We start from the raw sequence: 13,628 nt of genomic DNA on the forward strand, positions 1-13,628 counted from the left end.
GCGGTAAAAACTTACCGCACTTTTGGAGGGTTAGAAGAATAAAATTCCGCCCCAAACGATACCGACAATACAAAGGGCAATAAATACCGATGCAGAGCCTTGATCTTTCGCACGTCCTGAAAGTTCGTGGCGTTCTGTACCAATGCGATCAACAACTGCCTCTACCGCACTGTTTAAAAGTTCTAACGCCATCACAAGCAAAACAGAAGAAATCATCAATATAATTTCAATTTTTGTTTCGCCTAAAAAGAAAGTAAGAGGAATTAAAATGCAGGCTAAAAAACATTCGTGGCGAAAAGCCGTTTCATTTTTAAACGCACTTTTTAAGCCTTGTAATGAATATTTCGTGGAATTGATTAAATGGGTTAGCCCCGTCGTTTTATACATAAATTTTCCTATTTTTATAAACGCTTCGCTTCGATAACATCATCTAATTTTGCTAATCGAGCCAATATTTTACTCAAACTTTCAACATTATGAAGTTCAATTTCCATATCAATAGTAGCAAGCTGTTTTTTGGTATCAGCACGGCTTGAGACCCCTAATACGCTAATTTTTTCATTTGCTAGAACCGTCGTAATATCACGCAATAAGCCATTGCGATCGCCTGCCACAATACGGATATTAATATGGAAACCACTTGCGTAATTTTCGCCCCAAATTGATTCCACTACGCGTTCTGGATGAGCCGCTTGCAAATCTAAGAATTGTTCACAATCCGCTCGGTGAATAGAAATACCACGTCCCATTGTAATATAGCCAACAATCGCATCGCCTGGTATCGGCTGGCAGCAACGCGCAATATGATGCATAAGATTGTCCACACCCTCCACAATCACATAGCCATTGTTCTTTTCAGATTTCTGCTGAGAATTGACCGCACTTTTGTTAGCAACATGACGTAAAATCTCTTGATCTGCTTCTTCAGCAGTCACTTTAATCAATTTACTTTGCAAGAAATTGATTAAGTTATTTAAACGAATATCACCACTGCCAATGCCCGCATAAAGATCGTCCAAATTTTTCAAGTTATAGCGTGGTAACGCATAAGGTTCCACTTGCTTAATACTTAAATTCAAAAGCGCGAGTTCATTATCGAGTAATTCTTTACCCGCTGGAATATTTTTATCGCGATCTTGTTTTTTAAACCACGCTTGAATTTTGGCTCGAGATTTTGCGGTGTGAGTAAATCCTAAATTTGGGTTTAGCCAGTCACGGCTCGGGTTCGGATTTTTCTGGGTAATAATATCAATTTGATCACCCATTTGTAGCTGATAGGTAAATGGCACAATACGCCCCGCAACTTTTGCCCCGATACAGCGATGACCAATTTCACTATGAATGGCGTAAGCAAAATCTAATGGTGTAGATCCCGTTGGCAAATCCACCACTTCGCCCTTTGGCGTAAACACATATACACGGTCATCAAACACTTGGCTACGCAACTCTGCCAGCACTTCGCCTGAATCCGTAATATCATCTTGCCAAGCTAACAATTTACGCAACCACGCAATTTTTTCTTCATAGGCAGACATACTGCCTGTATTGCCTTCTTTATATTTCCAGTGTGCCGCCATACCTAACTCTGCATCATCATGCATTTGTTGGGTTCGAATTTGTACTTCAATTGGCTTGCCACCTTTACCTAAAACAACAGTATGAATAGATTGATAACCGTTCGGTTTCGGGTTCGCGACATAATCGTCAAATTCTTTGGGTAAGTGTTTAAATTGAGTATGCACAATCCCAAGTGCGGTGTAACAATCTTGCAATTTTTGCACGATAATTCTGACCGCTCTTACATCATATAAACCGCTGAACTCAAGATTCTTTTTCTGCATTTTGCGCCAAATGCTGTAAATATGTTTCGGACGGCCATAGACTTCCACTTGCTTGATATTTTCACGTAAATAACTGCTCAACTCACTGACGAAATCAGCAATGTAATGTTCACGATCAAGACGACGTTCCTGCAATAATTTAGCAATAGCGCGATATTGTTCAGGATGAAGATAACGGAAGCAGTAATCTTCTAACTCCCATTTCAGCTGACCAATTCCAAGACGATTGGCAAGAGGGGCATAAATATAAGAACATTCTTTGACGGCAAGGACTTTGTCTTCCTCTGCACAACGATACTCTGCATCACGCAAGAAAGTAATACGTTCGGCAAGTTTGATGATCACGCAGCGGAAATCGTCCACCATTGCCAACAACATACGGCGAACATTATCCACTTGCAGAGCGTTAGCGGAATGACTGGCATTAAGTTGGCGAATATTATCCATCTCCAACACGCCTTTAAGTAATTTAGTAATTTTCGCACCAAATTTTTCTTTTAGACTTTCCCAGTCTGTTAATTTATTTGCAACAATAGGAAACAACATGGCAGTAAGCAATGTTTCCGCATCCATATTAAGTTCGTGCAAAATTTCTACCATTTCCACGCCAGACTGCAGCATTAAGGTCGCATTCTTCATTTCATCGGGATAGGCATTCATTAAATCACGTGCGTAATACCACGCATCGATCAAACTTTTTTCTGTTTGTTCTGCTAGTTTTAAGCCAGTGCACCATTGTTCAATCACAAAATTCTGCGGATTTAACAAATGAGAACCACGAACAGCAACCATAATACCCCCTTGTTGATGAAGAGCAAGCAACTTCCTGTCGCTTTTATTTTGGGTGGATATTGTACCGAATAACCGAGTTATTTTGTAGTGAATAAGGTTATCGATTCCAAATGCCCCGTATGAGGGAACATATCTATCACCGCACTTTTTTCAATCTTGTAGCCAAAATCACATAAAATTTCCGCATCACGCACTAATGTTGCAGGATTACAAGACACATATAAAATTTTCTCTGCTTTCAGCTCGCACAAAGCATTTAACGCGAAAGCTGCGCCACTGCGTGGAGGATCAAGCAAAATTTTATTGAACGACTGATTAGCCCAAGGTTGTTCAACAAAGGATTGGTCAAGATCGGCTTGGAAAAATTCAATATTTTTGATTTGGTTTCTTGCGGCATTTTGCGCCGCTTTTTGTACCATTTCAAAAACGCCTTCAATTCCTACCGCACTTTTCACGCGTTTGGCAAGAGGAAGCGTAAAATTTCCCATGCCGCAAAATAAATCTAACACGCAATCTTGTTGGCTCAATTCAAGCCAATCCAACGCTGTATTGATCATACGTTCATTTAATGCACTATTTACTTGAATAAAATCACGAATATCAAAATGTAATTTTATGCCATCAGAAAATTGATAATAAGGCGCATCGCCATAGATTTGTTCAATGCCTTTGTCGCTTTGTAAAAACAGCATTAATTTTTCTTGTTCAGCAAATTTGAGCAATAAAGTGCGGTCAATTTCCGCAAGGTTTTTCGTGTAACGTAACAACATTGCGACGCCATTATCGGCAGCCACCAATTCAATATGCCCAAGCTGTTTCGGTGTGGAAAATTTTTCTAAAAGTGCGGTTAATTTAGGCAGTAAATAATTAATTGCAGGTTCTGCTACTTCGCAAGATTGAACGGGTATTAAATCGTTGGTATTTTTCTGACGAAAGCCCATGTCGATTTGTTTTGTGTTTGGATTAAACCATAAACTCAAACGCACACGACGACGATACGCCCAAGCATCGCCACAAATCATAGGTTGAAATGAAATCGGTTCTGACTGTAATTTACTTAACCGCTTAAACAATGCGGATTGTTTCGCTTTCCTCTGCATTTCAATAGGAATATGCTGTCCTTGGCAACCACCACAACGCATAAAATGAGCACATTTAGGTTCTAAACGTTCAGAACTTTTTACTCGCCATTTTTTTGCCGTAGCATGCCCATATTGGCGTTTATCTTCCAAAATACGACATTCCACTTTTTCGTGCGGAAGCGCATTTTCAATAAACCAAGTTTTACCATTAATTTTCGCCACGCCTAAACCTTGATAATCTAAATCAAGAATATCAGCCGTAATGGTTTGAACATTGTTTGTTTTTTGCTTTGGGGTATAAAGAAGAACCATTATTTTAAAAGTAAAATATTTTGAGTGAATAACTCTCGGCTTTTTAGCGGTTTATCGCCAAGATAAGGTTTCAGCGCAATACGAGTGAAGCGTTTTGCTGCTTGACGTACCGCATCATCGGAAAAATCGAGGGCTTCAAAGGCTAACAAATCTCTGCCGTAAAACGTGAGATTATCTTTCACTAAAGACGCAACGAAACCTTTTTCCTCACGATAACGGTATGTCATTGAGAAATCCACTGGCTCGCCAGACCCCGCACAATGCAGAAAATCCACGCCGTAACCGAGCATTTGTAAAAGTTGAAATTCAAAAAGACGCAACGTTGGCTCAACGTTAGTTTCCGTTGCCAAGCCAGTTAAGCATTTTAAATAATGTTGAAAAAGCGCAGGATTTGGAGTTTCAGACTCAATAACACGAGTGAGTAATTCATTTACATAAAATCCACTATAAAGGGCAATTTGTTGTAAAGGCAGTGTAATTGCGGCAGGTTCAGCTTTAGTGAGGGTTTTCAATGTGCTTTTTCCCGTCCAACGCAACAATAAAGGTGTGAAAGGTTGCAAAACCGATTTCCAAGATGAACGCTTTGCACGCGCCCCTTTTGCAATCACGGTTAAACGCCCACTTTCTTCAGTGAATAAATCTACCAATAAGCTCGTTTCACTATAAGGGCGACGATGCAAAACAAAACCACGTTGAAGTTCGCTTTGCACGATTATTGTCCAGATAAGCGTTCACTTGTTTGTGAGACACATTGCGTTGCTAAAATTTCGCCGAGATTCGTTTTTAGCGTACTAAAATCATCACGCTCTTGCCACATCCAACGAATATTGGCGTAATTTTTACCACGTTCAGAAATCATTAAGGTTAGTTTTTCTGATACGCCTTGAAAAGTGACGGTAACATAATGCAAATTTTTTTTGTATTTTTTATGCGTGGCGTGTACAACACGAACAACTTTATCATCTTGACATAAATATCGGTCAGCTTCGCCTTTTTGTAAGGCTTTATCCACTTTTTCTACTTGCATTTTTTGCGTTTGAGGTGTTGTCACATTCGCATTTTGCGCACAGCCAGCCAGTAAAAGTGCGGTAAAAATAAGAGATGTTTTTTTCAACATAAATCCTACCTTGAGAAAATAACTTAAAAAGAAAAAAGGCGATTACTCGCCCAAAAAATTATTTTTTATATTGATAAGAACCATCAGACTGACGCACAAAACGCGCACCATTGGATAAACGCATTTCATTTACTCGCCCTTGATTATTCACAGATACCGTTACTTTATCGCCAGATTTAAAGCTACTTAAAACATTGCCCGCCCCTGCTGCTTTGCTCATTGCGTTTACATCGGAAATATTAAGTTGATTATCACGGAAGACTTGCATCAGCGAAACACCTTTCGGCACAGTTAATGTTTTCGCAGAAAGACGAGAGGCTGCAGATTTACTCACAGGTTTTGCATCAACGATTTGAACTTTCTTTTCTTTTTTTACTTGAACAGGTTTTGCATCAACGATTTGAACTTTCTTTTCTTTTTTTACTTGAACAGGTTTGGCTTCAACAATCGGTGCGTTTCCTGCTGTTTTAGCGACGTTTTGTTCCGTTGCTTTTGATGGAGCCTGTGCATTCTCCGCCACTTTCACTTCTTTTTTCACAGTATCTTTATGCGCAACTTGTGGCTCTACCGCTTTTTTCATCGGCTGAACTGGCACAGTTGCTTTTGGCTGTTCCGCTTGAGCTGGTTGCATAGGCATAACAGATGCCGCAGCCATTTCATTTGGCATTTGACTTGGAGATTGAACAACATTTTGTTGCATTGGCGCATTTTCTACTAATGGGTTTTGAGCCGTCGTATTATTCGCCGCTTCCTCTGCTTTTGGTGCAAATTCAGATTGGTTAGCTTGTTCTACAGCCATTTGATTTTGTGCAGGAGGATTATCTAAAATCGTGGTTTCCAGTGGCTGACTTTGATCTAACGATTGGAACTGCACAGGAACTTCATTGCTGTTAGATTGAGTAAAAGACTCAACGGTGTCAGAACTTGGTTTTAATGCGAAGAAAATAATCAATAAAATAACCAACACAAAAATAGCCATAAATAAACGGCGATGTTTTGCTGGCAATACTTGTAATATTTTCCATTTTTCTGGTTGAGCTAAAATAGGTTTTTCAGCCTTTTCGACGGGTTCATCCGCGTTATTTTCAGCACTGATTTCTTCATCAACCGCAGAAATATTTTCTTCTGTGGAAGAAGTTTGAAGAACAGGCTTTTGCACTTTTTTCAAATTTTCACTCGGAATTAAAGGATCATTTTCTTGCGTTGATGAATCGCCAAAAGTAGGTTCTTTACGTTGCTGAAAGTTAGTTTGCACGTGATTTTTTTTGGCAAATAACCCTTTTGCTTTACCTAAAATTGACGAACTTGGCTGAATTGTTTTCTTTGGTGTAATTGGCTCTTGATTAAGCCCTAAATCCAATTCATTTTGAGATGATTGTTGATTTTTATCCATAGAATTCACTGGATTGCCTCTGATGCTTGTTCTTATTTATATTAATTAGCCACAAAATTGAGAAGCTCAAAAGTGCGGCGAAAAAATTATGTGTATTTTATCGGATCTTATTCTGCGTATAAAGTCTTATTTGGCTCGCCCGCAATTTCTCGTGCAAGTTTAGGAACAAGATAGCCAGAAGTCAGAGATTGCAAGGTTTTATAGATTTGCATAGCTTCAATATCGCTAATCAAAAAATGGCTCGCCCCTTGAACTTTATCCAGCAAATGCAAGTAATAAGGCAAAATGCCTGTTTGAAAAAGTTTATCGCTCAATATTTTTAGAATTTGCGCATCATCATTCACGCCTTTTAGCAAAACAGATTGATTCAAAAGCGTGACATTCACGGCGTTTAATTTTTGCATCGCATGAGCAAAAATTTGATCAATTTCATTCGGGTGATTAATGTGTGTCACCATAACTGTTTGCAAACGAGTTTCTGCTAATAAAGTGCAAAATTCATCAGTAATCCGTTGCGGAATCACAACAGGCAAACGGGTGTGAATACGCAAACGTTGTAAGTGCGGTATATTTTCCAAATGTTTTATTAACCACGCTAATTCGTGATCTTTCGCCATTAAAGGATCGCCACCTGAAAAAATCACTTCTTCTATTTCAGAATGTGCCGCAATGTAATCTAACGCCAGTTGCCAGCTTTTTTTATTTCCTGGGTTTTCATCGTAAGGAAAATGTCGGCGAAAGCAATAACGACAATTCACCGCACAACCGCCTTTTGCCATAAAGAGCAAGCGATTTCTATATTTATGAAGAATATTTGGCACCGCATTGGCATTTTTTTCTTCTAAGGGATCCGTACTAAATCCCTCCGCTTGCACAAACTCTAAATCAGAACACATCACTTGCAAGAAAAGGGGATCTTGCGGATTACCTTTTTCTATTTTATCAATGAAAGGTTGTGGCACGCGGAGCGAAAAAAGTTTCCGCGCAGCAATGGATTGCTCAAAATCATCTTCTGGTAAATTTAAGGCTTTTAGTAATAATTTAGGATCTGAAATGGCATTTTTTAGAATTGTGAGCCAATTTTGTTCTTCTCTAATGACGGGTTCTTGGGGTAAAATACGCACTTTTCAAACCATCTCTCATTTTTAGGATATTTCAAATATGGCTACATATACTACCAGTGATTTCAAACCAGGTCTAAAATTTATGCAAGACGGCGAGCCTTGTGTCATCGTTGAAAATGAATTTGTAAAACCAGGCAAAGGTCAGGCATTCACTCGTACTCGTATTCGTAAATTAATTTCAGGCAAAGTATTAGACGTAAACTTTAAATCTGGCACTTCGGTTGAAGCAGCTGATGTTATGGATCTTAACTTAACTTATTCATACAAAGACGATGCATTCTGGTACTTTATGCACCCAGAAACATTTGAACAGTACTCTGCAGATGCAAAAGCCGTAGGCGATGCAGAAAAATGGTTATTAGACCAAGCAGATTGTATCGTGACTTTATGGAATGGCGCACCAATTACTGTTACGCCACCAAACTTTGTTGAATTAGAAATCGTCGATACAGACCCAGGTCTTAAAGGCGATACCGCAGGCACTGGCGGTAAACCTGCAACATTAAGCACAGGCGCAGTTGTAAAAGTGCCGCTTTTCGTCCAAATCGGCGAAGTTATCAGAGTTGATACCCGCTCTGGCGAATACGTCTCTCGCGTAAAATAATTGTTTAGATGACAAAAGTGCGGTTAATTTCTGCGATATATTGTAGTAATAAAAAGCACTGAAATTCATTCAACAAAAATGCCTTTCCGTTCATAAATAGGAAAGGCATTTTTTATAAGCTGTGGTAAAAATAATCACTTGATAAAAATGAGATTATTTCTACTTGACGGTTTTTATTAGAGAACGTATTATTCACGCTCGTTAAATCACGGAGGAATGGTCGAGTGGTTGAAGGCACCGGTCTTGAAAACCGGCGAGGGTTTACGCCCTCCTAGGGTTCGAATCCCTATTCCTCCGCCATCAATTTTTACGAGCTAACTAATTCGGAAGAATTAGTTTTTTATTTCTAATCATTTGTTTTCCGTATTTTCACGGTTTTCCACTTCTTCTTTAAACACCAAATATTCTTCTAAAAGATCGATTGCATCTTGGCATTTTTGCTGGCGTTTTTTATAAACTTCTGCAAGTTGAGCATAACGTATTTTCTCATCATTATTTTTTTCAGCTTGTGCTAAATCTTTATGCTGTCGATAAAGATTATTCAATTGTTCTCGTGCTTCGTAATATTTTTCTAGGCGTTCTCTTGGTGGTAATTTATGAATGCTATGTTGAGATTTTTGAATGGTTTGTTTCGTTGTTGTTTGGGATTCAGTTAGATGAGTATTTTTGCGAACTAAAGCTTCCGAAAGAACGGAACATTGGGCGAGTAAACGCTCAGCTAGAAAATTATAGTGATTAGAATCGTTAGACTCTAATGTCTTTATTCTATCTAGCGTTTGATTGATTTCTTTTAGATAAAAGGAAACATTTTGTCCATTTTCACTAAATAAAGTGCGGTCAAATTTGGCGAAGATTTTTTCTTCTCGTTTGGATAAATGAGCTTGATAAAGTTGTTGAACTTTTTGATCTAAGCGTTGGATAAGTTGTTGAACAGTCATAAAAAAATCCCCCAAGTGGGGGATTATAATCGTTAAAGGTACATTGCTGCAATCCAGCCGAATACCAATAATGGAATATTATAGTGAATAAAGGTAGGTACAACAGAATCCCAAATGTGATCGTGTTTGCCATCCATATTCAAGCCAGATGTTGGGCCTAATGTTGAGTCTGATGCGGGCGAACCTGCATCTCCTAAAGCCGCTGCTACGCCTACAATAGAAATTGTCGCTAATGGAGAAAAACCAAAAGATAAACAGAGTGGTACGTAAATTGATGTAATAATCGGTACTGTAGAGAATGATGAGCCAATACCCATTGTAATTAATAAACCAACGACAAGCATTAATAATGCGGCAATACCTTTACTTTGCACAACACCAGAACTTAGGCTTTGTACTAAATCTGTTACGCCAGTGGTGGCATTAATCACATTTGCAAAACCTGAAGCAGCAATCATTACAAAGCCAATCATTGCCATTAAGCGCAAGCCTTGTTGAAAAATATCGTTGCTTTCTTTTAGTTTGAAAATGCCACATAGTACGAAAATAATTAAGCCAATTAAACCGCCAATGATAGTTGAACTTGTGACTAATTGTGTTGCGAAGGTCGCGACAATCGCGATTAAACTTGCAACAATTTGTTTTGGTTTAATATTAGCAATGTGAGCTTCAATATCTTTAGTTGTTGCCTCTTCAACATTGATATTGTATTCACGTGGTTTACGGTAGGTAATAAATATGGCTGTGAGTAAGCCTAAAATCATTCCAATAACAGGTAACAACATTGCTAAAGAAACTTGTGCTACATTTGTTTGTAAACCTAAGGTTGCGCCAGCTTGATTAATGTTTTTAACTAAAATACTTTCAATAAAGATTTTTCCAAAGCCTACTGGTAATAATATATAGGTAGCAGTTAAACCAAATGTAAGTACGCAAGCTACTGCACGGCGGTCAATTTTTAAACGGTTAAAGATTGAAAGTAGTGGTGGTACAACGATTGGAATAAAAGCAATATGCACTGGAAGTAAGTTTTGAGAGGAGATGGCAAACAATGCCAATACCGCAAAAATGAAATATTTAAACCAAGTTAAATTGCCAGCAGTTGGTGTTTTATTCATTTTTGTGATGATTTTATAAGCGATTAAATCAGTAATTCCTGATTTAGAAATAGCAATGGCGAACGCTCCAAGTATTGCATAGTTCATTGCGACTTCAGCACCGCCACCTAAGCCGCCTGTAAAGGTTTCGATGGTTTTAGTTAAACCTAAATCACCGATAAATCCTGCGGTAAGCGCAGCAATCACCAGTGCGATAATAACGTTGATGCGTAGCAAACTAAGTGCCAGCAAAACGATGATTGAGATAACAACAGGGTTTGATAACATTGTGTTTTTCCTTGTAAATTAAATGATAAATACTTTACTTTAAAATTTTTATTGAATAAAGAATAACGCTAAATTAATGCCTCCTATATCGTAAATAAAACAAAACCCCTCGAAAGTTGCCTTCCGAGGGGTAAGATTTTTATTATCCTGTCAGCTCGGAAGAAATCTTCCAAGCACACCAAAAACCTGAAAGATTATTCAGTTGAATGGTGATGATGGTGACGACGGATAATGTTCATTTTTTATCTCCAAATAAGAATTGCTTTTAAACTACTGGAAAAATAAAACGATTGCAACCAGTTTTTTATTTTTCTTAAAGTGCGGTCTCTTTTTCAGTTGTTTTTTCCTGTTCTAGTTCAGAAGCAATATGTGGGAAACCACCTAAATCTTTTAAATGATTGACCATATAGCAGAATAATTTCGCCGTGCGTTCGGTATCATATAACGCTGAATGGGCTTGTTTACCATCAAAAGGAATTTTTGCGGCTTGACAGGCTTTAACGAGAACAGTCTGACCAAACATCAATCCTGCTAAACTTGCGGTATCAAACATGCCAAAAGGGTGGAAGGGATTACGCTTTACGCCAGTACGTTCAGCGGCAGCCATCACAAAACTTTGGTCAAAAGTGGCATTGTGCGCCACAATGATAGAACGTTGGCAATCTGCATCTTTTTGTCCTCGACGCACCATTTGAAATAATCCCGTGATTGCATCAAGTTCAGACACCGCGCCACGTAGTGGATTGTGAATATCAATACCATTAAATTTCAAGGATTCTGGATTAATATTTGCGCCTTCAAAAGGCTTGATATGAAAATGGCATTTCTGATCAGGATGCAAATAACCGTTTTCATCCATTTTTAATGTGATGGCGGCTAGTTCGAGTAACGCATCTTTTTTTGCATCAAAACCTGCAGTTTCAACATCAATAATGACGGGGAAATAGCCACGAAAGCGATTTTTTAATTGGTTGTGATAAGGGATTTCTTGAGAATCGGACATAATCTATCTCTTAAAAATAAAATAACGTAGGAATCCCTACGTTATTAAAAATACAATAAAAATTGACCGCACTTTAGTTGCCTAAACCAGATTTAGTACTTTTGTTTTCGATAAATTCAATTTTATAACCATCTGGATCTTCAACAAAAGCAATGACGGTTGATCCACCTTTCACTGGCCCTGCTTCGCGAGTAACGTTACCACCGCTCGCGCGAACGGCTTCACAAGTGGCATAAATATCATCTACGCCGATAGCGATATGTCCATATGCTGTGCCATGTTCATATTTATCTACGCCCCAGTTGTATGTTAATTCAATTTCTGCCGCACTTTCGCCATCTTCGTAACCTAAAAAAGCCAGCGTATATTTGTATTCTGGATTTTCACTGGTGCGTAATAAACGCATACCTAAAACATCTTGATAAAATTTGATTGAACGATCTAAATCGCCCACGCGTAACATAGTGTGTAAAATTTGCATTGGTTTGTCCTTTTTTAGTTGAGTTAAACAGATTATGTCATAAGTAAAATAAAAAATCAGAATTATCTATTTTGTCCAATCTTGCCACTGAAGATCTGTAATTCGCTGAAATTCTTTTACATTATGTGTAATAAGAACGGCATTTAAACTCAATGCGTGACAAGCGATCCATAGATCATTATTTCCGATAGGTCGCCCTTGTTTTTTGAGTGTATTTGCCCATTTGCCATAATGTAAACAGATTTGTTCATTGGGATATAGTACATTCACTCGTTCAGTAAGTAATTCTATTGCTCGTATTGATTGCTCATAATTTTGACTACCAAAGGCGCCTTTAATAAGTTCAGCATAAGTAATAAAGCTCATAACTAAGCGATCATTAGGCAATAATTGTGATACTCGTTCGGCAATAATTTTGGGGCGATTTTTCATTAAATAAATAATGATATTGGTGTCTAACATATAAATCATAAATTTTCTCGCTCCTGAGGCGGTAAATCATCACGCGCTTCAAGTGCTTGAATAAAGGTCTCATCAAATCCTTCAAATAACGCAAGAAAATCATCTGTTTTTTTAGAAACTGGGCGTAATACCACATCCCCATTTTCCTTTCGGAAAATTTCTACGGTATCGACGTCAAAACGAAAGTCCATCGGGATCCGAACAGCTTGGCTGTTACCACTTTGAAACACTTTAGTAAGCATATTTACCCTCTCGTATATACTATGTATTTAATAAGTATATACTAATCATTTCAATTGCTGTATGCAAGCAAGAAGATCAAATTACCGTTGTTTTATTTAACCGCAATCATCGAGCCAAAATTAAAGCATTGGAACCAAAGTTCTACTTGTGAAAATCCTACGTTTTTTAACCGCACTTTGTGTGTCTCAATAGAATCTGTACGCATCACATTTTCAAGTGCGGTGCGTTTTTGGCTCACTTCTAATTCGCTATAACCATTGGCTCGCTTGAATTGGTGGTGCAAGTCAATGAGTAAATGATCAATTTTAGTATCTTCAAAACGGAATTTTTCAGAAAGTACTAATACGCCATTTGGATTTAATCCTTCATAAATCTTCGTGAGCAATGCCACGCGATCTTCAGGCGGTAAAAATTGCAAGGTGAAGTTGAGAATGACCATTGAGGCATTTTTAATTTCAACGTGGCGAATATCGTCACAGAGAATTTCTACAGGTACCTCACTATGATATGCCGCAATATGTTGGCGACAACGTTCAACCATCGGTTGAGAATTATCGATACCAATAATTTTTACGTTGGGTTGATGAATATTTCGACGTGCAGAAAGTGTGGCAGCTCCTCGTGAGCAACCTAGATCATAAACGTTACTATCAGCCGTGACGAAACGTTCTGCCAGCATACCGATTGCCGTAATAATGTTGGAATAGCCAGGCACGGAACGTTGAATCATATCTGGAAAGACTTCAGCAACGTTCTCGTCAAAGATGAAATCCCCCAATTTAGCAATGGGGGTAGAAAATAGAGTATCTTTTACCATAATGTGTTAAAGGCAGAGAGAAAGAGTCGTTATT

The 13,628-nt window shown here is 38.3% G+C and carries 15 protein-coding genes, 1 tRNA gene and 1 other annotated feature; of the genes, 2 read left to right on the plus strand and 14 right to left on the minus strand.

Annotated elements, in window-relative coordinates; all coding sequences use genetic code 11:
- Nucleotides 1–30 precede the first annotated feature (30 nt).
- From AT683_RS03690 to epmB, 7 genes are all read right to left on the minus strand, one after another.
- Nucleotides 31–387 carry a diacylglycerol kinase gene (locus AT683_RS03690; protein ID WP_005632174.1) on the minus strand — a complete coding sequence of 119 codons (357 nt, stop codon included), beginning with the start codon at nt 385–387 and terminating at the stop codon, nt 31–33.
- A gap of 14 nt (nt 388–401) precedes the next feature.
- The gene (relA, locus tag AT683_RS03695; protein ID WP_011271992.1) at nt 402–2,633 is read right to left on the minus strand and encodes a GTP diphosphokinase; all 2,232 of its coding nucleotides are present in this window, start codon (nt 2,631–2,633) and stop codon (nt 402–404) included.
- Nucleotides 2,634–2,710: 77 nt separating this feature from the next.
- Entirely contained in the window at nt 2,711–4,027 is a 1,317-nt protein-coding gene (gene rlmD, locus AT683_RS03700) for a 23S rRNA (uracil(1939)-C(5))-methyltransferase RlmD (protein ID WP_011271991.1), read from the minus strand.
- The gene (gene recO, locus AT683_RS03705; protein WP_011271990.1) at nt 4,027–4,737 is read right to left on the minus strand and encodes a DNA repair protein RecO; all 711 of its coding nucleotides are present in this window, start codon (nt 4,735–4,737) and stop codon (nt 4,027–4,029) included. The genes rlmD and recO overlap by 1 nt, the downstream gene beginning before the upstream one ends.
- A 2-nt stretch (nt 4,738–4,739) precedes the next feature.
- On the minus strand, nt 4,740–5,144 hold the full coding sequence (locus AT683_RS03710) for an MliC family protein (protein ID WP_005688971.1): 405 nt from the start codon (nt 5,142–5,144) through the stop codon (nt 4,740–4,742).
- 58 nt (nt 5,145–5,202) lie between these two features.
- Complete coding sequence (gene oapA / locus AT683_RS03715) at nt 5,203–6,546, minus strand: opacity-associated protein OapA (RefSeq protein WP_080291957.1); 1,344 nt, start codon at nt 6,544–6,546, stop codon at nt 5,203–5,205.
- Between the two features lie 98 nt (nt 6,547–6,644).
- The gene (epmB, locus tag AT683_RS03720) at nt 6,645–7,661 is read right to left on the minus strand and encodes an EF-P beta-lysylation protein EpmB (protein WP_005691796.1); all 1,017 of its coding nucleotides are present in this window, start codon (nt 7,659–7,661) and stop codon (nt 6,645–6,647) included.
- A gap of 37 nt (nt 7,662–7,698) precedes the next feature.
- Between epmB and efp the strand changes: the two genes are divergently transcribed.
- Together efp and AT683_RS03730 are read left to right on the plus strand one after the other, a co-directional pair.
- The gene (gene efp, locus AT683_RS03725; protein ID WP_005544066.1) at nt 7,699–8,265 is read left to right on the plus strand and encodes an elongation factor P; all 567 of its coding nucleotides are present in this window, start codon (nt 7,699–7,701) and stop codon (nt 8,263–8,265) included.
- A 210-nt stretch (nt 8,266–8,475) separates the two neighbouring features.
- A tRNA-Ser gene (locus AT683_RS03730) sits at nt 8,476–8,565 on the plus strand.
- Nucleotides 8,566–8,615: 50 nt separating this feature from the next.
- On the opposite strand, the gene priC is transcribed toward AT683_RS03730, so the two are convergent.
- The 7 genes from priC to cmoA all read right to left on the minus strand — a co-directional run bounded on the left by priC (nt 8,616) and on the right by cmoA (nt 13,594).
- Entirely contained in the window at nt 8,616–9,203 is a 588-nt protein-coding gene (gene priC, locus AT683_RS03735) for a primosomal replication protein PriC (RefSeq protein WP_005654063.1), read from the minus strand.
- A gap of 32 nt (nt 9,204–9,235) precedes the next feature.
- On the minus strand, nt 9,236–10,588 hold the full coding sequence (locus tag AT683_RS03740; protein WP_005694344.1) for a Na+/H+ antiporter family protein: 1,353 nt from the start codon (nt 10,586–10,588) through the stop codon (nt 9,236–9,238).
- A gap of 97 nt (nt 10,589–10,685) precedes the next feature.
- Nucleotides 10,686–10,807, minus strand: a sequence feature (His leader region).
- Nucleotides 10,808–10,901: 94 nt separating this feature from the next.
- On the minus strand, nt 10,902–11,591 hold the full coding sequence (gene rnt, locus AT683_RS03745) for a ribonuclease T (RefSeq protein ID WP_011271988.1): 690 nt from the start codon (nt 11,589–11,591) through the stop codon (nt 10,902–10,904).
- A gap of 73 nt (nt 11,592–11,664) precedes the next feature.
- Nucleotides 11,665–12,072: a lactoylglutathione lyase gene (gloA, locus tag AT683_RS03750; protein WP_005688980.1), complete on the minus strand. Its 408-nt coding sequence runs from the start codon at nt 12,070–12,072 to the stop codon at nt 11,665–11,667.
- A gap of 66 nt (nt 12,073–12,138) precedes the next feature.
- On the minus strand, nt 12,139–12,543 hold the full coding sequence (locus AT683_RS03755) for a type II toxin-antitoxin system VapC family toxin (RefSeq protein ID WP_005649049.1): 405 nt from the start codon (nt 12,541–12,543) through the stop codon (nt 12,139–12,141).
- The gene (locus AT683_RS03760; RefSeq protein ID WP_005649046.1) at nt 12,540–12,776 is read right to left on the minus strand and encodes an antitoxin; all 237 of its coding nucleotides are present in this window, start codon (nt 12,774–12,776) and stop codon (nt 12,540–12,542) included. Before AT683_RS03760 ends, AT683_RS03755 begins: the two co-directional genes overlap by 4 nt.
- A gap of 92 nt (nt 12,777–12,868) precedes the next feature.
- Complete coding sequence (cmoA, locus tag AT683_RS03765; protein WP_011271987.1) at nt 12,869–13,594, minus strand: carboxy-S-adenosyl-L-methionine synthase CmoA; 726 nt, start codon at nt 13,592–13,594, stop codon at nt 12,869–12,871.
- Nucleotides 13,595–13,628: the final 34 nt, after the last annotated feature.

Origin of the sequence: Haemophilus influenzae, assembly GCF_001457655.1 — a bacterium.
Classification (GTDB): Bacteria; Pseudomonadota; Gammaproteobacteria; order Enterobacterales; family Pasteurellaceae; genus Haemophilus; species Haemophilus influenzae.

Coding starts and splice junctions, on each gene's coding strand:
- AT683_RS03710 (WP_005688971.1), bottom strand. CDS start 5,144: ATGTTGAAAAAAACATCTCTTATTTTTACCGCACTTTTACTGGCTGGC.
- efp (WP_005544066.1), top strand. CDS start 7,699: ATGGCTACATATACTACCAGTGATTTCAAACCAGGTCTAAAATTTATG.
- cmoA (WP_011271987.1), bottom strand. CDS start 13,594: ATGGTAAAAGATACTCTATTTTCTACCCCCATTGCTAAATTGGGGGAT.
- AT683_RS03690 (WP_005632174.1), bottom strand. CDS start 387: ATGTATAAAACGACGGGGCTAACCCATTTAATCAATTCCACGAAATAT.
- AT683_RS03740 (WP_005694344.1), bottom strand. CDS start 10,588: ATGTTATCAAACCCTGTTGTTATCTCAATCATCGTTTTGCTGGCACTT.
- rnt (WP_011271988.1), bottom strand. CDS start 11,591: ATGTCCGATTCTCAAGAAATCCCTTATCACAACCAATTAAAAAATCGC.
- priC (WP_005654063.1), bottom strand. CDS start 9,203: ATGACTGTTCAACAACTTATCCAACGCTTAGATCAAAAAGTTCAACAA.
- rlmD (WP_011271991.1), bottom strand. CDS start 4,027: ATGGTTCTTCTTTATACCCCAAAGCAAAAAACAAACAATGTTCAAACC.
- relA (WP_011271992.1), bottom strand. CDS start 2,633: ATGGTTGCTGTTCGTGGTTCTCATTTGTTAAATCCGCAGAATTTTGTG.
- gloA (WP_005688980.1), bottom strand. CDS start 12,072: ATGCAAATTTTACACACTATGTTACGCGTGGGCGATTTAGATCGTTCA.
- AT683_RS03755 (WP_005649049.1), bottom strand. CDS start 12,543: ATGATTTATATGTTAGACACCAATATCATTATTTATTTAATGAAAAAT.
- AT683_RS03760 (WP_005649046.1), bottom strand. CDS start 12,776: ATGCTTACTAAAGTGTTTCAAAGTGGTAACAGCCAAGCTGTTCGGATC.